The sequence below is a fragment of the Burkholderia sp. KJ006 genome, assembly GCF_000262695.1.
Classification (GTDB): Bacteria; Pseudomonadota; Gammaproteobacteria; order Burkholderiales; family Burkholderiaceae; genus Burkholderia; species Burkholderia vietnamiensis.
The window spans coordinates 848,604-874,062 of the sequence record NC_017922.1 but is presented as its reverse complement, the minus strand read 5'-3'; the positions used below and the strand labels follow the sequence as shown (position 1 = coordinate 874,062).

General features: G+C 69.1%; 20 protein-coding genes and 1 pseudogene. 16 read left to right on the top strand and 5 right to left on the bottom strand.

The genetic code is table 11. The features are described 5' to 3' along the window. Window positions 1-97 precede the first annotated feature (97 nt). The 4 genes from MYA_RS27795 to MYA_RS27780 form a co-directional block, all read right to left on the bottom strand. Window positions 98-589 (bottom strand): Lrp/AsnC family transcriptional regulator, encoded by a 492-nt coding sequence (locus MYA_RS27795; RefSeq protein ID WP_011880485.1) that lies wholly within the window; start codon window positions 587-589, stop codon window positions 98-100. Between the two features lie 86 nt (window positions 590-675). Beyond that, window positions 676-2,076, bottom strand: a complete 1,401-nt coding sequence (locus tag MYA_RS27790) for an aspartate aminotransferase family protein (protein WP_011880484.1) — start codon at window positions 2,074-2,076, stop codon at window positions 676-678. 158 nt (window positions 2,077-2,234) lie between these two features. Further along, window positions 2,235-3,161 carry a 2-hydroxyacid dehydrogenase gene (locus MYA_RS27785; protein WP_011880483.1) on the bottom strand — a complete coding sequence of 309 codons (927 nt, stop codon included), beginning with the start codon at window positions 3,159-3,161 and terminating at the stop codon, window positions 2,235-2,237. Between the two features lie 8 nt (window positions 3,162-3,169). After that, complete coding sequence (locus MYA_RS27780) at window positions 3,170-4,030, bottom strand: GNAT family N-acetyltransferase (RefSeq protein WP_011880482.1); 861 nt, start codon at window positions 4,028-4,030, stop codon at window positions 3,170-3,172. Between the two features lie 22 nt (window positions 4,031-4,052). On the opposite strand from MYA_RS27780, the gene MYA_RS31810 reads away from it, so the two are divergent. The 4 genes from MYA_RS31810 (at window position 4,053) to MYA_RS27765 (ending at window position 9,306) form a co-directional block, all read left to right on the top strand. Beyond that, a complete protein-coding gene (locus MYA_RS31810) occupies window positions 4,053-4,397 on the top strand; it encodes a hypothetical protein (RefSeq protein ID WP_158333107.1) in 345 nt (114 codons plus the stop codon). A 65-nt stretch (window positions 4,398-4,462) separates the two neighbouring features. Continuing rightward, complete coding sequence (locus MYA_RS27775; protein ID WP_011880480.1) at window positions 4,463-5,131, top strand: haloacid dehalogenase type II; 669 nt, start codon at window positions 4,463-4,465, stop codon at window positions 5,129-5,131. Between the two features lie 168 nt (window positions 5,132-5,299). Further along, window positions 5,300-6,838 (top strand): methyl-accepting chemotaxis protein, encoded by a 1,539-nt coding sequence (locus MYA_RS27770; protein ID WP_014726140.1) that lies wholly within the window; start codon window positions 5,300-5,302, stop codon window positions 6,836-6,838. 575 nt (window positions 6,839-7,413) lie between these two features. Next, on the top strand, window positions 7,414-9,306 hold the full coding sequence (locus MYA_RS27765; protein WP_014726138.1) for a methyl-accepting chemotaxis protein: 1,893 nt from the start codon (window positions 7,414-7,416) through the stop codon (window positions 9,304-9,306). 110 nt (window positions 9,307-9,416) lie between these two features. On the opposite strand, the pseudogene MYA_RS27760 reads toward MYA_RS27765, so the two are convergent. After that, window positions 9,417-9,763, bottom strand: a pseudogene (locus MYA_RS27760) (PLP-dependent aminotransferase family protein); the annotation flags it as partial. A 546-nt stretch (window positions 9,764-10,309) separates the two neighbouring features. Here MYA_RS27760 and MYA_RS27755 point away from each other — a divergent pair. The 12 genes from MYA_RS27755 to MYA_RS27700 all read left to right on the top strand — a co-directional run bounded on the left by MYA_RS27755 (window position 10,310) and on the right by MYA_RS27700 (window position 25,350). Then, the gene (locus tag MYA_RS27755; RefSeq protein WP_014726136.1) at window positions 10,310-11,896 is read left to right on the top strand and encodes an ABC transporter substrate-binding protein; all 1,587 of its coding nucleotides are present in this window, start codon (window positions 10,310-10,312) and stop codon (window positions 11,894-11,896) included. Between the two features lie 79 nt (window positions 11,897-11,975). Next, window positions 11,976-12,929, top strand: a complete 954-nt coding sequence (locus tag MYA_RS27750) for an ABC transporter permease (RefSeq protein ID WP_011880472.1) — start codon at window positions 11,976-11,978, stop codon at window positions 12,927-12,929. A 29-nt stretch (window positions 12,930-12,958) separates the two neighbouring features. Beyond that, window positions 12,959-13,915, top strand: a complete 957-nt coding sequence (locus MYA_RS27745; protein ID WP_014726135.1) for an ABC transporter permease — start codon at window positions 12,959-12,961, stop codon at window positions 13,913-13,915. Further along, window positions 13,915-15,789, top strand: a complete 1,875-nt coding sequence (locus tag MYA_RS27740) for an ABC transporter ATP-binding protein (protein WP_014726134.1) — start codon at window positions 13,915-13,917, stop codon at window positions 15,787-15,789. The genes MYA_RS27745 and MYA_RS27740 overlap by 1 nt, the downstream gene beginning before the upstream one ends. 212 nt (window positions 15,790-16,001) lie before the next feature. After that, window positions 16,002-17,279, top strand: coding sequence for an NAD(P)/FAD-dependent oxidoreductase (locus MYA_RS27735; RefSeq protein WP_041494466.1), 1,278 nt, complete (start codon window positions 16,002-16,004; stop codon window positions 17,277-17,279). A gap of 82 nt (window positions 17,280-17,361) precedes the next feature. Further along, window positions 17,362-17,817, top strand: a complete 456-nt coding sequence (locus tag MYA_RS27730; protein WP_014726131.1) for a helix-turn-helix domain-containing protein — start codon at window positions 17,362-17,364, stop codon at window positions 17,815-17,817. Window positions 17,818-18,049: 232 nt separating this feature from the next. Further along, window positions 18,050-18,784 carry a cupin domain-containing protein gene (locus MYA_RS27725; RefSeq protein ID WP_014726130.1) on the top strand — a complete coding sequence of 245 codons (735 nt, stop codon included), beginning with the start codon at window positions 18,050-18,052 and terminating at the stop codon, window positions 18,782-18,784. A 2-nt stretch (window positions 18,785-18,786) separates the two neighbouring features. After that, window positions 18,787-20,112, top strand: coding sequence for an NAD(P)/FAD-dependent oxidoreductase (locus tag MYA_RS27720; protein WP_011880466.1), 1,326 nt, complete (start codon window positions 18,787-18,789; stop codon window positions 20,110-20,112). A 142-nt stretch (window positions 20,113-20,254) separates the two neighbouring features. Then, window positions 20,255-21,532 (top strand): NAD(P)/FAD-dependent oxidoreductase, encoded by a 1,278-nt coding sequence (locus MYA_RS27715; protein WP_041494464.1) that lies wholly within the window; start codon window positions 20,255-20,257, stop codon window positions 21,530-21,532. Next, on the top strand, window positions 21,529-22,998 hold the full coding sequence (locus MYA_RS27710; RefSeq protein WP_014726127.1) for an aldehyde dehydrogenase family protein: 1,470 nt from the start codon (window positions 21,529-21,531) through the stop codon (window positions 22,996-22,998). Before MYA_RS27715 ends, MYA_RS27710 begins: the two co-directional genes overlap by 4 nt. A 29-nt stretch (window positions 22,999-23,027) precedes the next feature. Then, window positions 23,028-24,254, top strand: coding sequence for a M20 aminoacylase family protein (locus MYA_RS27705; RefSeq protein ID WP_014726126.1), 1,227 nt, complete (start codon window positions 23,028-23,030; stop codon window positions 24,252-24,254). Between the two features lie 193 nt (window positions 24,255-24,447). Next, window positions 24,448-25,350, top strand: a complete 903-nt coding sequence (locus MYA_RS27700) for a GNAT family N-acetyltransferase (protein ID WP_014726124.1) — start codon at window positions 24,448-24,450, stop codon at window positions 25,348-25,350. The last annotated feature ends 109 nt before the right edge of the window (window positions 25,351-25,459 follow it).

The following is a 25,459-nucleotide window of genomic DNA, read 5'->3' as shown; positions in this document are numbered from 1 at the left end:
TTGCAGTGAGGCGAAACGGTTCGGCGCCGGCGGCGCGCGCGCAACGACCCGGCGCGGCCGGCGTGCTGCCGCGTTGCGGGCTGCTGCGCGCCCGCCGTCAGTGGCGTTCGCCGAACAGCGATTCGAGCGGGTAGTGCCGTTTGACGAACGGCGATTTGATGATCACGTAACTGAAATACTTCTCGATGCCGATGTTCTGCTCGAGCAGCCCTTCGACGATCGTCTGGTAATGGCTCACGCTGCGCGTGATGAACTTCAGCAGATAGTCGTAGCCGCCGCTCGCGAGGTGGCACTCGACGATTTCATCGACGTTGCGGATCGCCGCGACGAACCGGTCGAAGTCTTCGCGCCGGTGGTCGGCCAGCGTGACTTCGGTAAATACCACCTGCACGTCGCCGAGCTTCTCGAGCTGGATGTGTGCGCCGTAGCCGCCGATGTAGCCGGCCTTCTCGAGCCGCTTCACGCGGATCAGGCACGGACTGGGCGACAGCCCGACCGCATCGGCGAGCTCGACGTTGGTCATGCGACCGCGCTTTTGCAACTGGGTGAGGATGCGCAGGTCGATGCGATCCAGCTTGCTGTCCGTCATGTTCACGTGAGAGGGCAAAAATGGAATGTCCGGTTACTTTAGAGTCGAACGATGGCCGCCACAAGCCCGGCTTTCCCTCGTCCGGCTCAGGCCGGCTGCGCGTGGGCGGCGTCGAGCGCGCGTTGCACGCCCGGGTCGGCCAGCACGTCGTCGAGCGTCTTGCGCACGCGTTCGAACATCAGGTCGAATTCTCCCGCGGTGAAGCTCAGCGCCGGCGCGAAGCCGAGCACGCCGTCGCCGAACGCGCGAAACACCACGCCGTTCGCGTACGCGGCCGCGGCGATCTTGTCCGGCACGTTCAGCGCCGGGTCGAAGCGCGTCTTGCGCGCCTTGTCGGCCACCAGCTCGAGCGCACCGAGCAGACCGGCCGAGCGCGCGTCGCCGACGAGCGGATGCGCGCGCAGCGCGTCGAGCCCCGCGGCAAAGCGCGGCGCCTGCGCGCGGCCGTTCGCGAGCAGCCCGCCCTCGTGATAGAGCTTCAGCACCTCGAGGCCGATCGCCGCGCTGACCGGGTGCGCGGAATACGTATGACCATGGCCGACCACGGCCGATTCGGTACGGCTACCGGCGAGCCCCTCGTAGATTTCGTCGGACATCAGCACCGCGCCCATCGGCGCGTAGCCGGCGGTGAGCCCCTTCGCGACGGTCATCAGGTCCGGCTCGACGGATTCGGTTTCGCACGCGAACAGCGGGCCGGTGCGGCCGAAGCCCGTGATCACCTCGTCGGCGACGAACAGGATGCCGAGGCGCCGGCATGCGTCGCGCATCGCCTTCAGCCAGCCCGCCGGCGGCACGATCACGCCGCCCGAGCCCTGGATCGGCTCGCAGAAGAACGCGGCGACGTTGTCGGCGCCGAGCGCCGCGACCTTCGCCTCGAGCGCGGCGACCGAGGCGGCGATCAGCGCCTGCGGGTCGTCGCCGAGCGGATGGCGGTACGGGTAGGGCGACGGGATATGGTGCTGATCGGCGCGCGGCAGATCGAAATGACGGTGGAACGCGGGCAGCGCGGTCAGGCCGGCGCCGATCGACGACGAGCCGTGATAGCCGCGCTCGAGCGCGATCATCTGCTTCTTCGACGGGCGGCCGGTCGCGTTGAAGTAATGCGTGATGAAGCGCACCGCGGAGTCGACCGCGTCCGAGCCGCCGAGCGTGAAGTACACGCGGTTCAGCGACGGCGGCGCGAGCGCGGCGAGCCGCTCGGCGAGTTCGATCGCCGGCTGCGAGCCGAAATGGAAATAGCCGGTCGCGTAGGGCAGCTTCGCCATCTGCTCGGCGGCGGCCTTCACGATGCTCTCGCGGCCGTAGCCGACGTTCACGCACCACAGGCCCGAGAACGCGTCGAGCAGCGTATGGCCGTCGCCATCGCGCAGGAACACGCCGTCGGCGGATTCGAGCACGGTGACGCCGCGCGCTTCGTGCGCACGATAGTTGACGACGGGATGGATCAGATGTTGACGATCGGCTTCGATCAGCGCGGCTTGGTTCATGGCGGGGCGGGGTTCTCGTCGGGTGTCAGCGATGAGTTCATGCTACCGGGCGAGAATTCCACATGCGTCTTCAATTTGCGGGCGGAAACGTATGGAGACGGCGTTTGCGCGGGGCGCTTCGGCATTTTCTGCTGCGCGCCCCGCGGGGCAGGGGCGCGTCAGTAGCCGCGCGCGCGATCGACGACGCCGATCATCGGTTGTCCCGCGCGATGGCGCGCGAGGTTGGCGAGCACGGCGTCGACCGCGCCGTCGGGCCGCGTCGCGCTGGCGATGTGCGGCGTGATCCGGATGCGCGGGTGCGTCCAGAACGGATGGCCGGCCGGCAACGGTTCGGGGTCCGTCACGTCGAGGATCGCGCTGTCGAGGCGGCCGCCGTCGAGCGCGTCGAGCAGCGCGCTCGCGTCGAGCTGCTCGCCGCGGCCGACCTGCACGAGCGACGCGCCGGCCGGCAGCGCGTCGAACACGCGCGCGCCCAGCAGCCCGCGCGTGGCGTCGGTGAGCGGCAGCAGGCAGATCAGAATGTCGGTGCTGGCCAGGAACACATCGAGCGCCGCGTCGCCCGCGTAGCAGTCGACGCCGTCGAGCGCGCGCGGCGTGCGGCTCCAGCCCGCGCAGGGGAAGCCGAAGCGCCGCAGCGTGTCGAGCACGGCCTGGCCGAGCGTGCCGAGGCCCAGCACGCCGACGCGCCGCGACGCGGCCGCGCGCACCGGCTTCTCGCGCCACACTTGCGCGCGCTGTTGGGCCGCGTAGTCGAACAGGTCGCGATGGATCGTCAGCACGGCCTGCGTCACGTATTCGACCATCCCTTCGACGATCCCCGGCTCGATCATCCGCACGACCGGAATGTGCGCGGGCACGCGCGACAGGTCGAACTGGTCGATGCCGGCGCCCACCGAGAAGATGACCTCGAGATTCGGCAGCAGCGCGGCCGGGTCGTCCGGCGGCTGCCAGGCGGCGAGATAGCGGACGGCCGCGGCGTCGCCGAGGTCCGGCCAGATCCGGAACGCGAGGTCCGGCGCCCGTTGTGCGAAGCGCTGCGCCCATTGCGCGCCGCGCACCGGGTCGGCTTTGTACAGGAAGCTCATCGCGCGGCTCAGCCGAGTGCCTGATTGACGATCGCGAACGCGCGCAGCGCCGGGTCGCGCTCGGGCGCCGCGCCGCGCGCCATCGCGACGACGGTATCGACGCGCGGCAGGCCGAGCCCCTGCAGCCAGTCCGACAGCCCGCTATCGCCCGGTACGTCGAGGCGCACGAACATGCCTTCGTGCAGCGCGAGCCAGTGGCTGATCAGCGCCTGCGCACGCAGCGCATCGGGCGCGATCACGGGGCCGATCACGTGGCCGCGGCCGAAGCGGCGGAACAGCGCGAACCCGAGCAGTTCGCCGTCGCGGTCGAGCGCGATGCCGTTCGCGACGTCGAGCAGCGCGTCGATCACCGTGCCGCGCGCATGGCCGGCGGCGCGCGACGCGAGCGCCGCGAGGCGCGGCCCGTCGTTGACGCCGAGCGGGCGCAGGCGTTCGCCGGGCGGCAGCGAGATCAGCGGCGGCTGGAACGCGGCGCCCTGATGCTGGTCGATGGTGCCGATCGCTGCGAAGCCGAATTTCACGTAGAGCGGTTCGCCGGACGGCGTCGCATGGAGGAAGATGGTGCGCGCGCCGAGGCTGTCGATCACGCGTGCGAGCAGCTCGCGGCCGATGCCGCGGCCCTGCTGCTCGGGCGACACGATCACCATGCCGAGCGACGCGCAGGCGTCGTCGAAGCGCCAGCCGAGCGCGGTGCCGACGACGCCCGATTCGTCCTCGGCGACGAAGCCGCTGCCGAGCTGGAATGCGAAGCGCCAGTCCTCGACGCGGTGCGGCCACTTGACCGCCTCCGACAGCCGGTGCGCGGCGCTCAGGTCGGTTTCGGCGAAGGGGCGATAGGTAAGCGTGCTGGAAGGGTTGAGGTCGGACACGCCGGACTCCGGATGGATGGGAATGACGCGCTCACTCTGCCAGCGCGGTTGCCGCGCGGATAGGACGATTCGCCTGTTTTGCGGCGGCTGCCGCCGCGCCCGCGAGATCGACGCAAACCCGCTCGATCCGTGCCGACGAACGCGTGGAGCGTGCCGGCAAGGGCCGCCAATCCGACAGCTCCTGCTGTGGGAATGCCACTACGATGACGGCAGGGTGGCGCTGCCGCTTGCAGGACGGCTCGCCGAACGGCTTGCCGTGCGGCGCCTGCCGGCCGCGCCGCAGATCGTGCTGCACGCGCCCGGCAACACGCGGCGATTCTGCCTTTTGAGCGGCGCCGAACGATGCGCGAACGACTTTTTGCCTTGATTCAATTTCGTTGAACCCAGCCCGTCCCCGGCCCTGCCGGGGCTTCACACCGACAGGACGTCACCATGATCCAGTTTGAACCCAAGTTCATCACCTTCGATTGCTACGGCACGCTGACCCGTTTCCGGATGGCCGACATGGCGCGCGAGGTCTACGGGGACCGGCTTTCACCGGTCGCGCTCGAGGACTTCGTGCGCGCGTTCGCCGCGTATCGGCTCGACGAGGTGCTGGGCGCATGGAAGCCGTATCGCGACGTCGTCGTCAACGCGATCCGCCGCACCTGTGCGCGGATCGGCGTGAAGTTCGACGAAGCCGAGGCCGAAAGTTTCTATCTGGCCGTGCCGACGTGGGGCCCGCATCCGGACGTGCCGGCCGGGCTGTCGCGGCTGGCGAGCAAATACAAGCTCGTCATCCTGTCGAATGCGTCGGACGACCAGATCATGAGCAACGTCGACAAGCTCGGCGCGCCGTTCCATGCGGTGTTCACCGCGCAGCAGGCGCAGTCGTACAAGCCTCGGATGCAGGGCTTCGAATACATGTTCGACAAGCTCGGCTGCAAGCCCGAGGACGTGTTGCACGTGTCGTCGAGCCTGCGCTACGACCTGATGACGGCCGAGGATCTCGGCATCAAGCACAAGGCGTTCGTGAACCGCGGCCACGAGCCGGGCACGCCGTTCTACAACTACTACGAAGTCTCGGACATCGGCCATCTCGCGACGCAGCTCGGCCTGTGAGCGACGCGCGCGCCTGCGCCGGCAGGCGGCGCGCCATGCAGGCGGCCGCTTGCCGTTGCGCGTGCGCTCAGCGCACGGATCGAGGGTAAATACCGATAAGGACTCGTTCAAGATGGGGCCGGTCGAGCCGATATATGTACCAGACGGTTAATATATCGAGGCCCCCGCATGAAGTTGTCCACGAAACTGCTGCTGCTGGTCGCCGCGGCGCTGCTCGGCGTCGTGTTGCTCGCCGCGATGTCGCTGTACACGCTGCGCGACGCGCTGATCGACAGCCGCCGCGACGAGATCGTGATTCTTCTGACGAAGGCCGAGCATCTGGTCGATTCGTACCGCGCGATGCAGGCGAACGGCACGCTGACCGCGGAGCAGGCGCAGCAGCAGGCCAAGGCCGCGCTGTCGGCGCTGAATGCGAATTCGAAGAGCTACTTCTGGGTCACGACGTCGGACGGCGTCAATCTCGTGCATCCGAACGCGAAGTTCATCGGCACCCGCGCCAAGGGCAATCGCACGACGGGCGGCCTGTCGGACAGCGACGCCTACCGCGAGGGGATGGCGCGCGATCACTTCGCGCTCGTCGACGTGCTGATCAAGCGCAGCCCCGACGCCGACCTTGAGCCGAAACTTCAGGGCGTGGTGGCCATTCCGGACTGGAACTGGTGGATCGGCACGGGCTTTTTCTACGACGACATCAACACCGTGTTCAGCCGGCTCGCGTGGGTGCTGGGCGGGATCACGCTGGTGATCGCCGCCGCGCTCGCGGCGATCGCGTGGGGCGTGCTGCGCAGCGTCCGGCGCACGCTGGGCGGCGAGCCGGCCCATGCGACGCAGATCGCCGCGCGCATCGCCGCCGGCGAGCTGGACGTGCAGTTCGACACCGCCAACGCGGCGCCGGGCAGCCTGCTCGTCGCGCTCGGCGACATGAAGGCACGGCTGACCGAGACCATCGCCGACATCCAGGCGACGACCCATTCGATCGCCATCGGCACGGGCGAGATCGCGCAAGGCAATCTGGACCTGTCGCAGCGCACCGAGGAGCAGGCGGCGTCGCTGCAGCAAACGGCCGCGAGCATGGAACAGCTCACGTCGACGGTCAAACAGAACGCCGACAACGCGCGGCAGGCCGATGCGCTGGTGACCCGCGCGAAGGAGGCGACCGAGCTGGGCGGCGCGGCCGTGCAGGAAGTCGTCGAAACGATGCGGCAGATTGCCGATGGGTCAGTGCGGATCGCCGACATCACCGTCGTGATCGAAAGCATCGCGTTCCAGACCAACATTCTTGCGCTCAATGCCGCGGTGGAAGCGGCGCGGGCCGGCGAGGAAGGGCGCGGGTTCGCGGTCGTGGCGGCGGAGGTCCGCTCGCTGGCGCAGCGCAGCGCGGCGGCCGCGAAGGACATCAAGGGATTGATCGACGCGTCGGTCGAGCAGGCCGGCAGCGGCAGCCGGCTCGTCGAGGCGGCGGGCACGCGCATGACGGAGATCGTGCGGTCGATCGACCGGGTGGCCGCCATCATGGGCGAGATTTCCGCGGCATCGGCGGAGCAGAGCACCGGCATCGAGCAGGTCGGCCTAGCCGTCGCGCAAATGGACGAAGTCACCCAGCAGAATGCGGCGCTGGTCGAGCAGGCGGCTGCGGCCGCGTCGTCGCTCGACGAACAGGCGGCGCGGCTCAGGGCGGCGGTGGCGGTGTTTAGGGTGGCGGCTTGATGGTGGTGGGGGCGGGTGCTGCGTGCGGCGAGCACGTGCATCCGGCGATAGCCATATCGGCGCTTCTGCGCGGCGATGGCCATCATCCGGCCAGTCAGCGCTTCGTCGTCAACTCGGCGACGTGATTCGTAGCGGCACGGCTCCGCCCGCTTCAGGCCAGCCTCGGCTTCCTTCAAGATGCCGATGATTTTGCTCTCGGTGAATCGCCTTTTCATTGCCGTTCCTCTCTGGAACGGACCCTACACCGTCACGGTACTAAACGCCGGGAGCAGGTCGCTCGGAAGAACAGAAGAACGGGGCGCTCGAGCACTACGTCAATCACGGGCGCTGCGTCACTTTCACTGCTTCGGTCTTCGACATGGGGTTCCCTCGACCTTTCATATCATGCTCCACGGGGGCATGAATCGGGGACCTCCGTCGCATGTCTGCCGACTACGAGCCATTGCACCCGGAACATCTCTGTAAGGGTTTTCCCGCCCCTCAAGAAAATTCAAGGCCTTGTCGAAAATACGTCTGCCGGGTGGGCTGTTGATGCTGCTTCCGGGGCCGTCAAACCAATCCTCTGAAGAATCGGAATGAAAGTATCGAATTCGATCGGTTTCAAGATCAACCTTGCGTTCGGTACTGCGCTGGTTCTCAGCGTCGCCGTGCTGGCGACCGTCGGCGCGCTGAATGTGCGCCACCAGGCCGTCAGCGAGTTCGAGCAATCGAGCCAAGCGCGCATCACACAGGCTGACGGCTCGCTCGACGGAACCTTCAGCGAAGTCGAGCAAAACCTCACGTATCTCGCACAAACCCCCGAGTTGACGTCGGCCGACGCCACCATCACGAACTATCTGACCCACACCGGCAAGATGACGCCTGACAGCAACGGTGGCGTTGAGCAGCGCATCTTCACGGTACTCAAGCAGTTCGGCGACGCGCACCCCAACATGCGCTACCTCGATATCGGCACGCACTGGGGCGGTTACGTGCAGTGGCCGTTGGAAACCATGAACGGCGACCACTACGATCCCCGTCAGCGGCCGTGGTATACCGCCGCCATGGCAACCCCCGACCGCGTGGCGCGGCCCGCGCCGTACCTGAGCGCGGCGGGCTCCGGCGGCGCAATCATTCCGTTCGCGCGGGTGGTCAAAAACGCCGGCGGCGAAGTACTGGGCGTGCTCGAGGGTGACCTCTCCCTCGAAGGCTTCGCCAAGCTCACCAGCGGCATCTGCTTCGGCCAGAGTGGTTATCTGATCGTGACCGACAACAACGGCAAGGTGCTGATCGATCCGCGCGACAAGAGCCACGAATTCAAGGAATTCAAGTCGCTCGGCGGTGGCTACGACCAACTCGCGTCCGCCGCCGACGGCCGCGCTGTCGTGACGATCAACTCGACCCGCTACCAGGCCTATGCCTACACGTCGCGCAAAAACGGGTGGCGTTACTACGCGCTCGAGCCGGAGGCGGAGATGATGGCTGCCGCGAACCGGCTAACCTTCCAACTGGTCGGCACGGGCGCGCTGGTGATCGTGATCGCGCTGTTCGCGATGGTCGTGCTGAGCCGGCAAATCGTGGTACCGCTGCGCACGCTCGCGGATTCGATGCACGAGATCGCGGTCGGCGACGGCGACCTGACGCGGCGTCTGCCGGTCGTCAACAGCGACGAGGTCGGGCTGCTCGCGGGCCGCTTCAATGCATTCGTCGAGAAGCTGCACGGCGTGCTCGTCAAGGTGTCGTCGAGCATCAATCATCTCGAAACCGCCTCGCGCGAAGTCTCTTCTGGCAACAACGACCTATCTGCCCGAACCGAGCAGCAGGCCGCCTCGATCCAGCAGACCGCGGCCAGCATGGAGCAACTGGCCAGCACGGTGCGGGAGGCCGCCGATCGCGCCAAGCACGCCAACGCGATTGCGTCCGGCGCCGTCGCCACCGCGTGCCGCGGCGACGAGGCGGTGGCCGATGCCGCGAAAACCATGCTGGCGGCCGTGAACGAATCGGAGCGCGTCATCGGCATCGTCGGGATCATCGAGGGTATCGCGTTCCAGACCAACATCCTGGCGCTCAACGCAGCAGTGGAATCCGCGCGGGCCGGCGAGAGCGGCCGCGGCTTCGCGGTAGTCGCCTCCGAAGTGCGCAACCTCGCGCAGCGCTCGACCAGCGCGGCGAAGGAGATCAAGGCGCTGCTCGAAACCTCGGTCAGCAACGTGCGCGAAGGCGCCAGCCAGATCGGGCTGGCCGGCAAGACCATCGCGGAACTTAACGCGGCGGTGGGCAACGTCGCCCAGATCACCACCGAAATTTCGGCTGCGGCCGAGGAGCAGAGCCGCGCCATCGACGAGGTCAACCAGGCGGTCGCGTCGATGGACCAGAACACACAGCAGAACGCGGCGCTCGTCGAGGAAATCGCGGCGGCGTCCGAATCGCTGAGCGTGCAGGGACGCGACCTGCACGCGACGGTCGGCTTCTTCCGGCTACAAACATGACCCTGCCGCTCGAGACAGATCTGGATGCGGCGGTGACCGGTGACGACTTTAATTCGCGACGTGCAACTCGTGAATCGACGACCGCCCTCCGCAACACCGGTCAGCCAGCATCAGATCGTCCCGAACAGCGCTCTCGGACGGTCTTTGAGCGTCGCAGTCAACAACCTTGACGCACTCACCCGTTGATCACGGCTCGTCGCGCACGCGAGGTTGATGCGCACGCCGTGCTCGATCTCCGAACGGTCCACGGCAAACGCCGACGACGGCATCACCACCACGCCGCGCGCCTTCGCGTTGGCGGCGAAATCGTCAGCACGCCACGGCGGCGGCAACTCAAGCCATACGAACATGCACGCCGGATCCTGGCGCGCGCGAATTCAGCAAGCTGTGCGTCCATGATGTGACGCGCGGTGCCGTCCTCGATCCAGATTGACGCGATCAGGCACGTCACGCTCGCATCGCGTGCGTATCCCGCACGCATTCAGCCCGTACCCGAGACCAAGCCCGTATCCAGGCCCGTATCCAGGCCCGGTACCACCTCGCCCCCGCCCTCGGGCAAACCCGCTTCTCGTGAAGTGCCATTTTCGTCTGCTGAATCTCCTCCCGCCACCGCACCGCCGCCCGCACACACATTCCACTCAAACATGCCGTTTGCGCGCGCCAAACGCGTTTCGGACGCCGAATCCCCAATTTTGTCGGTGCAATCTGCCGCGCGTGCCGCTTTACGATTCCCTTCATCGGCATGCGCGGCGCGAGCGCGACGCCCGGGCGCCCATCACCCGGCGACGCGCGCAGGCATGCAGCAATTCATGCTGCGCGGGCGGTCCAAAACGGTCGATTCGTATCGTGCGGCCGGCCCGAATCGCGACAAACCGCATTTTGGCGGTGCTTAAATGAATTGCAACTGCACGACGTCGTACCCGCCACCAGCATGCGGGCGCGGCGGGATTCGACAACCACGCTGGACCCCAGGACCCACTTTCCACAGTCAGGAGCAGTTCGGATGAACGACGATATCGACAACGGCAGCGGCAAGGGCGGCTTCACGCGCCGCGACATGATGCGTGTCATGGCGGCGAGCGGCATGATGGCCGTCGGCGGCGGCGGACTGCTGCTCGACGCGCAGTCGGCGTTCGCCGCGCCGGCGCCCAAGCGCGGCGGCAAGATCCGGGTTGCGAACGAATCCAGCTCGACGGCCGATACGCTCGACCCGGCCAAGGGCTCCACAGGCGCCGACTACATTCGCTTCTTCATGTTCTACAGCGGCCTCACGCAGCTCGACGCGAGCCTCACGCCGCAGATGAACCTCGCCGAGTCGCTCCAGACGACCGACGCGAAGACCTGGATCATCAAGCTGCGCAAGGGCGTCACGTTCCACGACGGCAAACCGGTCGGCCCGGCCGACGTGGTGTTCTCGCTGCTGCGCCACAAGAACGCCGCGACCGCATCGAAGGTCAAGCCGCTCGCCGACCAGTTCGCCGACGTGAAGGCGAGCGGCCCCGACGAAGTCACGTTGACGCTCGCCAGCGCGAACGCCGACCTGCCGGTGATCCTCGCGACGCCGCAGCTCGTGATCGTCAAGGACGGCACCACCGACTTCAGCGCCGGTATCGGCTGCGGCCCCTACAAGCTGAAGTCGTTCAAGCCCGGCGTATCGACCATCGGCGTGCGCAACGACAGCTACTTCAAGCCGGGCATGCCGTACCTCGACGAGATCGAGATGATCGGCATCAGCGACAGCGCCGCGCGCCTGAACGCGCTGCTGTCGGGCGACGTGCACCTGATCAACGCGATCGATCCGCGCTCGACGCAGCGCGTCGCGTCGACGCCCGGCTATGCGCTGAAGGAAACCAAGTCGGGCCTGTACACCGACCTGATCATGCGCAGCGAGAACCCGATCACCGCGAATCCCGATTTCGTCGAAGGGATGAAGTACCTGTTCGATCGCGAGCAGATCCGCTCGGCGGTGTTCCGCGGCTACGCGGTGATCGGCAACGATCAGCCGATCCCGCCGGGGCATCGCTACTTCAACGCGTCGCTGCCGCAGCGCCCGCACGATCCGGACAAGGCGAAGTTCCTGTTCCAGAAGGCCGGCGCGCTCGGCGCCACGCTGCCGCCGATCTACGCGACCTCCGACGCGAACGGCTCGATCGAGATGGCCGTGCTGCTCCAGCAGGCCGGCGCGAAGATCGGGCTGAACCTGCAGGTGAACCGCGTGTCGCCGGACGGCTACTGGTCGAACCACTGGATGAAGCATCCGCTCGGCTTCGGCAACATCAACCCGCGCTCGAGCGCCGACGTGCTGTTCACGCAGTTCTTCAAGTCGGACGCGCCGTGGAACGAGTCGGGCTGGAAGAACGCGAAGTTCGACCAGTTGCTGCTCGCCGCGCGCTCGGAAACCGACGACGCGAAACGCAAGCAGATGTACGGCGAGATGCAGGTGCTCGTCGCGCAGCAGGGCCGGGTCGGGATTCCGTCGTTCATCAGCTTCCTCGACGGTTACGACAAGCGGCTCTCGGGCCTCGGCTCGATCCCGACCGGTCCGATGATGGGCGGCATGTTCGCCGAGCACGTCTGGTGGAACGCCTGACGCCATTGCCTGCTGCCGCCGTGCGGCCGGCGCCGCTGAGCGCGCCGGCCGCACGCGGCCTTTCCGGGAACGCAAGCCCATGAACCGAATCCTGCTCGGGCTGATCGGCCGGCGCATCGCGGTCACCGCGCTGACGCTGCTGATCGTGTCCGCGATCATCTTCACGATCACGAACCTGCTGCCGGGCGACGCCGCACAGGCCGCGCTCGGCCAGTCCGCGACGCCCGAGACGGTCGCCGCGCTGCGCCAGCAGTTCGGCCTCGACATGCCGGCGCACGTGCGCTATCTGCATTGGCTCGGCGGCCTGCTGCACGGCGATTTCGGCCGCTCGCTGTCGGGCGACCTGCCGGTGTCGGAGATGATCGGCGGACGCCTGCCGAAGTCGCTCGCGCTCGCCGCGATCACGACGGCCGTGTCGGTGCCGATCGCGCTGCTGCTCGGCATCGTCGCGGCGGTGAAGCGCGAGTCGGTGGTCGATCGCGTGATCAGCCTCGGCACGCTGGCGCTGGTCGCGACGCCGGAATTCCTGATCGCGACGGTGGCCGTGCTCGTGCTGGCGGTGAAGCTGCACTGGCTGTCCGCGCTGTCGTACGGCGGCCCGATCGACGGCATGCACGACTTCCTGCGCGCGTACGCGATGCCGGTGCTGACGCTGTGCGCGGTCGTGATCGCCCAGATGGCGCGCATGACGCGCGCCGCGGTGATCGAGCAGCTGAGCGCGTCGTACGTCGAGATGGCCGTGCTGAAGGGCGCGAGCCCCGCGCGCGTCGTGCTGCGCCATGCGCTGCCCAACGCGATCGGCCCGATCGCGAATGCGATCGCGCTGAGCCTGTCGTATCTGCTCGGCGGCGTGATCGTCGTCGAGACGATCTTCAACTATCCGGGCCTCGCGAGCCTGATGGTCGATGCCGTCGGCAACCGCGACTTCCCGCTCGTGCAGGCGTGCACGCTGATCTTCTGCGTCGCCTATCTGCTGCTCGTGCTGTTGGCCGATCTGTGCTCGATCGTGTCGAACCCGCGCCTGCGCACCTGAGTGTTTCGCTTTCTTCCGAGATGCCGATCATGCAACCGACCGACTCCGTTCAACGCAGCAGCACGCTGCCGCCGTCCGGCGACCCGCGCCCGTCGCGCGGCGGCCCGCCGCCTGCCGCGCCGACGCCCGGCGCGCCGCGCAAGCGTCGCGCGCCGCGCCTCGCCCTGACCGGCGGCGGCCGCGCCGGCCTCGCGATGGTCGCGCTGATGCTGTTCATCGCGGTGTTCGCGCCGCTGCTCGCGCCGCACGACGTCGGCACGATCGTCACGCCCGACGTGTTCGCGGCGTTCAGCGCGAAGCTGCCGTTCGGCTCCGACTTCCTCGGCCGCGACATGCTGAGCCGCATCCTGTACGGCACCCGGCTGACCGTGCTGCTCGCGCTCGCGGCGGTGCTGCTCGCCGCGCTGACGGGCACGACGCTCGGGCTGCTCGCGACCGTGTCGGGCCGCGCGGTGGACGAGACGATGAGCCGCCTGCTCGATGCGCTCACGTCGATTCCGTCGAAGATGTTCGCGCTGATGCTGGTGGCCGCGTTCGGCTCGTCGCTGCCGCTGCTGGTGCTGACCGCCGCGGTCAGCTACATGCCGGGCTCGTACCGGATCGCGCGCGCGCTGGCCGTCAACATCAGCACGCTCGAGTTCGTGCAGGTGGCGAAGGCGCGCGGCGAAAGCGCGCTGTACATCGCGTGCGTCGAGATGCTGCCGAACATGATCCATCCGATGCTGGCGGACACCGGGCTGCGCTTCACGTTCGTCGTGCTGCTGCTGAGCGGCCTGAGCTTTCTCGGGCTCGGCGTGCAGCCGCCGTACGCGGACCTCGGCTCGCTGGTGCGCGAGAACATCGCGAGCCTCGGCGACGGCTCGGCCGTCGCCATCATGCCCGCGGTCGCGATCGCGATCCTGACGGTGGGCGTCAACCTGTTGATCGACGGCCTGCCGCACCGCGGCCGCCGCAAGGGCGCGGCCGCGGCCGCGGGAGAACACTGATGCGAGATGAATCGACTCCGCTCGTCGAGGTGCGCGGGCTGCGCGTGGTCGGCGGACGTCCGGGCGGCGCGGAAACGACGATCGTGCACGGCGTCGACTTCGACATCCGGCGCGGCGAGGTGCTCGCGCTGATCGGCGAGTCGGGCTCGGGCAAGACGACGATCGCGTTGTCGCTGATGGGCCATGCGCGCGCGGGCTGCCGGATCGCCGGCGGCTCGGTGAAGTTCGACGGCGCCGACGTCTGCACGCTGTCCGCGCCGGCGCTCGCGGCGCTGCGCGGCCGCAAGGTCGCGTACATCGCGCAGAGCGCGGCGGCCGCGTTCAACCCGTCCCGCACGATCCTCGATCAGGTGATCGAGAGCGCGCTGATCCACCGCACGATGACGAAGCGCGTTGCGCAGGCGAAGGCGGTCGAGCTGTTCCGCGCGCTCGCGCTGCCGGAGCCCGAGACGATCGGCAGACGCTATCCGCACCAGGTGTCGGGCGGTCAGTTGCAGCGGCTGATGGCGGCGATGGCGCTGATCACCGATCCGGAGCTGGTGATCCTCGACGAGCCGACGACCGCGCTCGACGTGACCACCCAGATCGACGTGCTGCAGGCGTTCAAGCGCGTGATCCGGGATTGCGGGATGAGCGCGGTGTACGTGTCGCACGATCTGGCGGTGGTCGCGCAGATGGCCGACCGGATCGTCGTGCTGAGCGACGGCGTGATCCGCGAGGCGGGCGCGACCGAACAGATCCTGCATGCGCCGGCCCATCCGTATACGCAAAGCCTGATCGCGGCCGTCACGCCCGACGGTGCCGCACGCGAGCCGCAGGCGCCGGCCGCCGCGCCGGCGCCGCTGCTCGACGTGCGCGGCGCGATCGCCGGCTACGGCGCCCGTAACGCGCAAGGCTGGCCCGCGAAGGTGATCCTGCATGAGGTCGACCTGCGCATCGGGCGCGGCCAGACGGTCGGCGTGATCGGCGAATCGGGCTCCGGCAAGACCACGCTCGCGAAGGTGATCGCGGGGCTCGTGCCGGCGACGGCCGGCCAGATCCTGCTCGACGGCCAGCCGCTCGCGCTCGACATCGGCAAGCGCTCGAAGGAGCAGCACCGGCGCGTGCAGATCGTGTTCCAGAACGCCGATACCGCGCTCAATCCGGTGCATACCGTCGAGCGGACGCTCGCGCGGCCGCTTGCGTTCTATCACGGCATCAAGGGCGCGCGTGCGCGGCAGCGCGTCGCCGAGCTGCTCGAACTCGTGCGGCTGCCGCCGGCGGTCGCCGCGCGCCGCACCGGCGAGCTGTCCGGCGGACAGAAGCAGCGCGTGAACCTCGCGCGCGCGCTGGCGGCCGAGCCCGACCTGATCCTGTGCGACGAGGTCACGTCGGCGCTGGATACGGTGGTCGGCGCCGCGATCATCGACTTGCTGCGCGATCTGCAGGCGAAGCTCGGCGTGTCGTACGTGTTCATCACGCACGACATCGCGAAGGTGCGCGCGATCAGCGACGACATCGTCGTGCTGTACGCGGGCCGGCGCGTGGAGACGGGCAGCCGCGACGCGCTGTGCGCGCCGCCGTACCACCCGTATTCGCACCTGCTGGTGTCGTCGGCGCCGGAACTGCGCGCGGGCTGGCTCGACGTCGCTGCCGAGCGCTGCCATCGGCCGCTCGTGCCGATCGGCGCGAGCGCCGACGATGCCGGCCTGTGTCCGTTCCTGTCCCGCTGCGCGATGCGGGTGGACGGCGTGTGCAACCTCGCCGCGCCGCCGCTGCGCACGCTCGGCAACGGCGCACAGGTGCTGTGCCATCGCAGCGAGGAAGATCTCGCGCGATTCCAGGCCGAGCCGCAGCCCGAAGGCGCCGTGCTGGGGCAGCCGGTGCGGCTGTAGCGATGTGTATGTCGCGCCGGCGGCTCGTGACTCACGGCTCATGGCCGATGCAGATGGACGCTGCGCACAGTGTGCTGCGGCGGTCGTGCAAAACGATGCAACCGGCGCGTGCCGCGCACGAATACGCGGCAAATGCGCTTTTTGACGGTGATTAAATGGTTTCCGGTGAGCGATCGCCGATCGCGTCCGCCGCAATGTTCGAGAAGGATCGGATGAAATTCGAATCGTACTGGCTGGATACTCGTCCGCCGTTTCATGCCGGCTGCGAAGGCCCCGTCGACGGGCGCGCCGACGTGGTCGTGATCGGCGGCGGCTTCACCGGTCTGTCGGCGGCACTTGCACTGGCGCAGCGCGGCGTCTCGGTCGTCGTGCTGGAAGCCGCGCAGATCGCCGGCGAAGCGTCGGGACGCAACGGCGGACAGTGCAACACCGGCGTCGCGCAGGACTACGCGTCGCTGGCCGCGCGCATCGGCGCGGAGCCGGCGCGGCAGTTCTATCGGGCATACGAGAGCGCCGTGAAAAGCGTCGAGGCGCTCGTCGCCGAACACGCGATCGATTGCGATTTCCGGCGCGCCGGCAAGCTCAAGCTCGCCGCGAAGCCGCAGCATTTCGCGGCGCTGGCGAAGACGTACGACGCGCTGCGCCGCGACGTCGATGCCGACATCGAGCTGATCGAGCCGTCGCGGGTGCGCGACGAGATCGGCTCCGACGGTTTCCACGGCGGGCTGTTGCAGCACAACGGCGCGCAGATGCACATGGGCAAGTTCGGCGTCGGCCTCGCGCAGGCGGCGGCACGGGCGGGCGCCCGCATCTACGAGCACGCGGCGGTCACGCAGATCGAGCGGCTCGGCGGCGAGCGTCACACGATCGTCAGCACGCGCGGCACGATCGTCGCCGATCGCGTGCTGGTCGCGACCGGCGCATCGCAGCACGGGCCGTTCGCGTGGTTCCGGCGGCGCATCGCGCCGGTCGGCAGTTTCATCGTCGTCACCGAGCCGCTGCCCGACGCGCAGCTGAACCGGCTGTTCGTGCATCGCCGCGCGTACGTGACGTCGCGCCAGATCGGCAACTACTTCCGCGTCACGCCCGACAACCGGCTGCTGTTCGGCGGTCGCGCCCGCTTCGCGATGTCGAGCCCGCGCTCCGACGCGAAAAGCGGAGAAATCCTGCGCGCGGGCCTCGCCGGCTATTTCCCCGAGCTGGCGGCCGTGCGGCTCGATTACTGCTGGGGCGGGCTGGTCGACATCACGGCCGACCGGCTGCCGAGGGCGGGCCAGCACGAAGGGCTCTACTACTCGATGGGCTACAGCGGTCACGGTGTGCAGATGGCCGTACACATGGGCCGCGTGATGGCCGACGTGCTGTACGGCGCGGCCGCGTCGAATCCGTGGCGCGAGCTCGACTGGCCGGCGATGCCGGGCCATTTCGGCCACGCGTGGTTCCTGCCGTTGGTCGGCGCCTATTACCGGATGCAGGACTTCCTGCACTGAAGCGAATGCCGCAAGGACTGGATATGACCGCACGATTCGTTTGTCCGCCCGCCGCGTGCGCGGGCGCATGAGGACCGCGAGCATGGCGACCCTGTTTCCCGCTGTGCCCGAACGCGAGGCAGCGCGCGCCCGGCGCGCGCCGTATTCCGCGCCGTGTTCCGTATCGCCTGCGATCGGCGACGTGCTGCGCACCATCGACGCGTCGTTCGCGCAGCCGCTGAACCTCGACACGCTCGCGGCCGTCGCCGGCCTGAGCGTGTCGCGCTTCACCGCGCGCTTTCGCGGCGAAGTCGGCCTGTCGCCGCATCGCTATCTGTGCCTGGTGCGCGTGCGGCGCGCGCAGGAGCTGCTGCGCGCGGGGCTGGCACCTTCGGTCGTCGCGACCGACGTCGGCTTCTTCGATCAGAGCCATCTGTGCCGGCATTTTCGCCGCGTGCTCGGCGTCACGCCGCGCGACTACGTGGGCGCGCGGCAGGACGGCGCGGCGCCGCGGCACGCGCGCGCCGAGCGCCGCGACACGCCCTGTCACGTTGCATAGGCGCGGCTCGCGACGGGAGGCGCGGGCACGTTTGCCGCATTAAGTGGCGCTTAACGATGGTTTTGTGAGGCGTTAATCCGGTAGGCGAACCGACGCGACACAATGGTTCGCAAGTGGCGCAACCGCGATCGAGTGCGCCGAGGGGTGCGCGGACCCGACGTCCGCAAACGCATATTTTGCAACACGCGCGACCGCTGGGCTGCCACGTCGTCGCGCATCGGCTGGAGCAGAAATGACCGCAGCTTACGTATTGCACCGCGCCGACGGCACGGCTGACACAACCGCGTTTCGCCAGCAGGCGTTCGGCGAGCACGACCCGTTCGCGCGCCAGCGCGAGATCGCGTGGGAAGGCCCCGACGCGATGGCGGCCGGCCGGATCGGCTTCGTCGGCGAGCTCGACGTCGCGCGTTATCCGCACGTCGAAAGCATCGTCGTCGTCGAAGGCGAGCTGACGCTCGACGCAGCGGGCGGCGCCCGCCTGGTGCTGGGGCCGGGACAGGGTGCGGTCATCGGCGCCGGCACCGCGCTGCGCATCGGCGCGGCGTCGCCGGTGCGGCTCGTGTTCTGCGCCGCCGCGTGCCTGCAACCGACCAGGCGCGGCCTGATCGCGCTGCGCGCCGACGCCGACTCCAAGCCGTCGGCGTCGCTGCCGCCGGACGTGCTGCTCGGCCCGGCGCCGGACTGCCGCAGCGCCAACGTGTTCGTCGAAGACGGCATCGGCCACTGCGCGGGCACCTGGGATTCGACGCCGTATCACCGGATCGTCCGGCCGCATCGCGTCAACGAATTCATGTTCCTGCTGGCCGGCAGCGTGCGCTTCGCCGCGCCCGACGGCAGCGTGCTGACGCTCGGCGCCGGCGACGCGCTGTTCGTGCCGCGCGGCGCGCCGATCGGGTGGGAAAGCCGCGAGCACGTGGCCAAGTTTTACGTCGTGCAGAACGTCAACGCATCAACCGAACGGAACTGAACATGTCGCCTCCGCTGCGCCAAATAGAAACGTCGCCGACGCTGCCGGCCGAAGCAGATGTCGTCGTGATCGGCGGCGGCATCATCGGCGTCTTCACCGCGTACTACCTCGCCCGGCGCGGGGTGTCGGTCGCGCTGGTCGAGAAGGGCCGTATCGGCGCCGAGCAATCGAGCCGCAACTGGGGCTGGTGCCGGCAGCAGAACCGCGACGAGCGCGAGCTGCCGATGGCGAGCAAGAGCATCGACCTGTGGGAGCGCTTCGCTGCCGAATCGGGCGAGGACACCGGCTTTCACCGCTGCGGGCTGCTGTACCTGAGCAACGACGAGGCCGAGCTGTCGCGCTGGGCGAGCTGGGGCGAATTCGCGAAGACGGCGGGCGTGACGACCTACATGCTCGACAGCAAGCAGGCCGGCGAGCGCGGGCGCGCGACCGGGCGTGCGTGGAAAGGCGGCGTGTTCTCGCCGAGCGACGGCACTGCCGACCCGGAGAAGGCCGCGCCGGCCGTCGCGGCCGCGCTGATGAAGCTCGGCGGCAGCGTCCACCAGCACTGCGCCGCGCGCGGCATCGAACTGGCGGCCGGGCGCGTCGCGGGCGTCATCACGGAGGCCGGCGTCATCAAGACCCGCAAGGTCGTGCTCGCCGGCGGCGCGTGGGCGTCGTCGTTCTGCCGGCAGCTGGGCGTCCGGTTCCCGCAGGCGTCGATCCGCCAGTCGATCCTGAGCGTGTCGCCGGTCGAGCAGGCGCTGCCGGGCGCGCTGTATACGTCCGGTGTGTCGGTGACGCGCCGCAGCGACGGCCGCTACGCGCTGGCCATCAGCGGCCGCGCGCGCGTCGACCCGACCGCGCAGTTCCTGCGCTTCGCGCCGCAGTTCGTGCCGATGTTCGCGAAGCGCTGGCGCAATCTTCTGCCGGGCGGCCTCGAAGGCGTGCGCGGCGGCCACGAAACGCTGAAGCGCTGGCGTCTCGATGCGCCGACGCCGATGGAGGCCGTGCGCATCCTCGACCCGAAGCCCGATCTGCCGACGGTCAACGAAACGTATCGCCGCGCGGTCGAGCTGTTGCCCGAGCTGCGCGACGCGACGATCACGCACGCGTGGGCCGGCTTCGTCGACAGCACGCCGGACGGCGTCCCCGGGATCGGCGAACTGCCGGGCGTGCCGGGCCTCGTGCTCGCGGCGGGCTTTTCCGGCCACGGCTTCGGCATCGGCCCCGGCGCCGGGCATCTGATCGCGGATCTCGTGACGGGCGCGCAACCGCTGGTGGACCCGACGCCGTACCGGCCGAGCCGGTTCGCCGATTCCGCGTGGGGCAAGGTCGCCGATTTCTAGGCCGACGCCGGCGGCGTGACGACGCTGCGCATCGTCACGCGCCGTTCGCGCAGGCAGACGATACGACACGGTGCGACGCGATGCGACGCGAACAATGCGCACCATGCCTCGCGGCATGGTGCGGCCGACAATGGAGTGCGTGATGCGTTTCGGTTCCTATTGGCTCGATACGTCCGAGCCCTTCGCGAGCCGCTCGCCTGAGCTGCCGGACGGAATGTGCGACGTGGCGGTCGTGGGCGGCGGGATCACCGGTTCGGCGGCCGCGCTCGCGCTCGCGAAGAAGGGCGCGCGCGTGGTGGTGTGCGAAGCCGGCACCGTCGGACACGCCGCGTCGGGCCGCAACGGCGGCATGTGCAACAACGGCTTCGCGCAGGACTACGCGATGCTGTCGCAGCGTATCGGCGCCGAGCTGGCGAACCGGCTGTATCAGGCGTTCGACGCGGGCGTCGACATGGTCGAGCGTCTGGTCGAAGAAGAGTCGATCGATTGCGATTTCGTGCGGCGCGGCAAGCTCAAGCTCGCGGCGAAGCCCGCGCACTACGACAAGCTCGTGCGCAGCCAGGCGCTGCTCGCCGCGAACGTCGATCGCGACACGCGCATCGTGACGAAGGCGCAGCTGCGCGACGAGATCGGATCGAGCCGCTACCACGGCGGCTTGCTGTTCGAGAAGAGCGCCGGGATGCACGTCGGCCGGTATGTGCGCGGCCTCGCCAACGCCGCGCAGGCGCGCGGCGCGCACGTCGTCGAACATGCGCCGGTGCTCGGGATGAAGCGCGACGCAGGCGGCGCATACGCGCTGCGCACGCCGCTCGGCGAGATCCGCGCGCGTCAGGTGCTGCTCGCGAGCGGGATCTCGCAGGTGGGGCCGTTCGGCTGGATCCGGCGCAGGATCGTGCCGGTCGGCGCGTTCATCATCGTCACCGAGCCGCTGCCGCGCGAACTGCTCGACCGCCTGCTGCCGACCCGCCGGATGGTCACCGACACCAAGAACTTCGTGAATTTCTTCCGCGTGACGCCGGATCACCGGATGCTGTTCGGCGGGCGCGCGCGTTTCGCCACCTCGAACCCGCGTTCGGACGAAAAGAGCGGACTGATCCTGCGCCGTCAGATGGCCGCCGTGTTTCCCGAGCTGGCGAACGTGCGCGTCGACTACTGCTGGGGCGGCATGGTCGACATGACCGCCGACCGGCTGCCGCGCGCCGGCGAGCGCGACGGCGTGTATTACTCGATGGGCTACAGCGGCCACGGCACCCACATGGCCACGCTGATGGGGACGCTGATGGCCGAGATCATGGACGGACGCGCCGATCTCAACCCGTGGCAACGTTTCGACTGGCCGGCGATTCCCGGCCACTTCGGCAAACCGTGGTTTCTGCCGCTCGTCGGCGCATGGTACCGACTCAAGGACACACTCCAATGACTTCTTACGACCAATCACCGGTTCGTCACCTGCTCGAAGCCGGCCGGCTCGAGCGCTTCTTCATCGACGGCGACTGGGTCGCGCCCGACGGCGGCGGCCGCTTCGCGGTCGTCTGCCCGTCGACGGAAGACACGCTGTGCGAGATCCCGCTCGGCAGCGCGCGCGACGCCGATCGCGCGGTGCAAGCCGCGCGCCACGCATTCGCCGGCTGGGCCGCGACGTCGCCGCAGGAACGCGCGGCGCTGCTCGACCGCGTGCATCGGCTGCTGCTCGAGCGCGCCGAGCGGTTCGCGACGGCGCTCGCGCTGGAGATGGGCGCGCCGCTCGGCTATGCGCGCAGCGCGCACGTGCCGCTCGCCGCCGAACATATCCGGGTCGCGCGCGACAACCTGACCGATTACCCGTTTCGCAAGCAGCGCGGCACGACCGCGATCGTGCGCGAGCCGATCGGCGTATGCGCGCTGATCACGCCGTGGAACTGGCCGATCTATCAGATCACCGCGAAGGTCGGCCCGGCGCTCGCGGCGGGCTGCACCGTGGTGCTGAAGCCGAGCGAGCTGTCGCCGCTCAGCGCGCTGCTGTTTGCGGAAGTGCTCGCCGATGCGGGCGTGCCCGCGGGCGTATTCAACCTGGTGAGCGGCACCGGCGCGGAGGTGGGCGCCGCGCTGTCGTCGCATCCGCTGGTCGACATGGTGTCGATCACCGGCTCGACGCGCGCCGGCGTGCTGGTCGCGCAGGCCGCGGCGCCGACCGTCAAGCGCGTCGCACAGGAGCTCGGCGGCAAGTCGCCGAACGTCGTGCTGCCCGATGCCGACCTGGAGCGCGCCATCGCGCCGGGCGTGGCCGCCGCGTTCCGCAACATGGGGCAGTCGTGCAGCGCGCCGACCCGCATGATCGTGCCGCGCGAAGCGCTCGGCGCGGTCGAGGCGCTCGCCGTCGCCGCGGCGCAGCGTTGCGTGGTCGGCGATCCGTTCGCCGACGCAACGACGCACGGGCCGCTCGCCAATCGCGCGCAGTTCGAGCGGGTCGCGCAGATGATCGACGTGGGCATCGCCGAAGGCGCGAAGCTGATCGCCGGCGGCCCCGGCCGCCCGGCGGGATGCGAGCGCGGCTTCTATGCGCGGCCGACGATCTTCTCCGACGTGCGCACCGGCATGGCGATCGCGCAGCAGGAGATCTTCGGCCCGGTGCTCGCGATCCTGCCTTACGACAGCATCGACGAAGCGGTCGCCATCGCCAACGACACGGTGTACGGGCTGGGCGCACACGTGCAGGGCGCCGACAGGGAACGCACGCGCGCCGTCGCGGCCCGCATCCGGGCCGGGCAGGTGCATCTGAACTACCCGGCGTGGGACCCGCAGGCGCCGTTCGGCGGCTACAAGCAGTCGGGCAACGGCCGCGAGTACGGCGTCGAAGGGATGGAGGAGTACATGGAGGTCAAGTCGATCCTCGGTTACTACGACTGAAGCCTGGGCCGCGCGACGTCCGCGCGGCGATGCACAATCCCGACCGTCCATCATCGAAGGTGTCGAACTTGGAACACGCCATTCTTTCCGAAGCGTCGCTGAGCGCGCATCGTGCCCACTGGGCGAGCTTGCGCCGCGACCTGCATGCGCATCCCGAATTGCGATTCGACGAGCACCGGACCGCCGACGTCGTGGCCCGCGAACTCGCGGCGCTCGGCTACGCGGTGTCGCGCGGGCTCGGCGGCACCGGCGTGGTCGCGAGCCTGCCCGGCGCCGACCCGCGCCGCGGCATCGTGCTGCGCGCCGACCTCGACGCGTTGCCGATTCGCGAAGCCAACGACTTCGCGCATGCGTCGTGCACGCACGGCGTGATGCACGCCTGCGGCCATGACGGCCATACGGTGATGTTGCTCGGCGCCGCGCGCGTGCTCCGGGAGCTGCCGCAGCTGGCCGGCAGCGTCCACTTCGTGTTTCAGCCGGGCGAGGAAGGCGGCGCGGGCGCGCGCAAGATGATCGACGACGGCTTGTTCGAGCAGTTTCCGACCGAAGCGGTGTTCGGCATGCACAACTGGCCCGGCTTGCCCGCCGGGCACTTCGGGTTGCGCACCGGCCCGATCATGGCGGCCGGCTCGCGGTTCCGCATCACGGTGACCGGCAAGGGCGCGCACGCGGCGCAGCCGCATCTCGGCATCGATCCCGTCCCGCTCGCCTGCGCGATGGTGCTGCAGTGCCAGACGATCGCCGCAAGGCACAAGGACCCGGTGGACCCGGCCGTGATCTCCGTCTGCATGTTCCAGGCCGGCACCACGGACAACGTCATTCCCGACAGCGCCGAGCTGCGCGGCACGATCCGCACGCTGTCGTCCGCGTTGCAGCAGCAGTTGCAGCGCGACGTCCGGCTCATGTGCGAGGCGCTGGCCGGCGCGAGCGGCGCGCGCGCGGACGTCGAGTTCTTTCAGTACTACCCGGCGACGGTGAATACGCCGGCCGAGACGGCCCTGTGCGAGGCGGTGATTCGCGACACCTTCGGCGAGCAGCGCCTGCGCCGCGAGGTGCCGCCGAACATGACGTCCGAAGACTTCGGCTTCATGCTCGAGGAGCGGCCCGGCGCGTACGTGCTGATCGGCAACGCGGCGGACGGTGACGCGGCGCCGGCGCTGCATCACCCGAAATACGATTTCAACGACGACATCATTCCGGCCGGCGTGCGCTACTGGGTGTCGCTGGCGCAGCGGTATTTCGCGCGCGCGGCGTGACGGTGCGCGGCTTCGAACGCGCCGCATTAAACGGCGGCTAACGAACGCTTAAGCGTGCGTTAGCCACAGCAAACACGTCTGTTCCTATAGTGACCGCTGCGAACACGCCGCGCGATGTCGCCGGCGATACGGCAACACAGGCGCGGGCCGTCGTCCGCGCCGGCTCGACACACGACACAAGAAGGATCGCCCGATGACACACGAACACGCGACCAACGCTGCCGCGCCGGCGACGGCGCTGCACTATCGACGCTTCACCGCCGCCGACGTGAGCGGAGCTCACGCGCTGTCGATGGCGCTGCGCTGGCCGTTCCGGGCCGAAGACTGGCAGTTCTCCGCCGACACGTCGACCGCGTTCGTCGCCGAGGAAGACGGCGTGGTCATCGGTACGGCGATGTGCTGGAAGTACGGCGCGGATCGCGCTGCGCTCGGACACGTGATCGTGTCGTCCGAGCACCAGGGCCGCGGCATCGGCCGCGCGCTGATGGAGATCGTGCTCGACGAGCTCGGGCCGCGCATCACCTTCCTGCACGCGACGCCGGCCGGCCAGCCGCTTTACGAAAAGCTCGGCTTCGCCGTGTGCGGCTCGCTGGATCAGTTTCAAGGCAACGTCGAGCGGCCTGCGTCGGTGACGCTCGCCGACGGCGAGCGCCTGCGGGCCGCTACGCCGGGCGACCTGGATTGCCTGGTGGCGCTCGACACGCGCGCGTCCGGGCTCGGGCGCGCCGCGCTGCTGGCCGCATTGCTCGCGCGCGGCGAAGGCGTCGTGCTGGAGCGCGGCGGCGAGATCGCCGGCTTTGCGGTGCTGCGCCGCTTCGGCCGCGGCCACGTGATCGGCCCGGTCGTCGCGCCGCGTTCGCCCGACGATGCGCATGCGAAGGCGCTGATCGCGCACTGGCTGCGCGCGCGCGACGGCGAATTCGTTCGCATCGACGTGCCGTCCGGCACCTGCCTGCCCGACTGGCTCCATGCGCAGGGCTTGAAGCGCGTGGACACCTGCTCGAAGATGGTCCGCAACGCGCCTGCCGCGGCGCACGGCGCGCCGCACGATCCGGACTGCGGGCTGTACGCGCTCGTCAGCCAGGCGATGGTGTAACGCCCAGCCGGGCGCCGACGCGCCGCCGGGCCGACCGCATGCCGCACGCCATGTGCCGCGTGCCGCGATCGCCGCCGAACGCGATGATGACCGGCACATTACAGTTTCG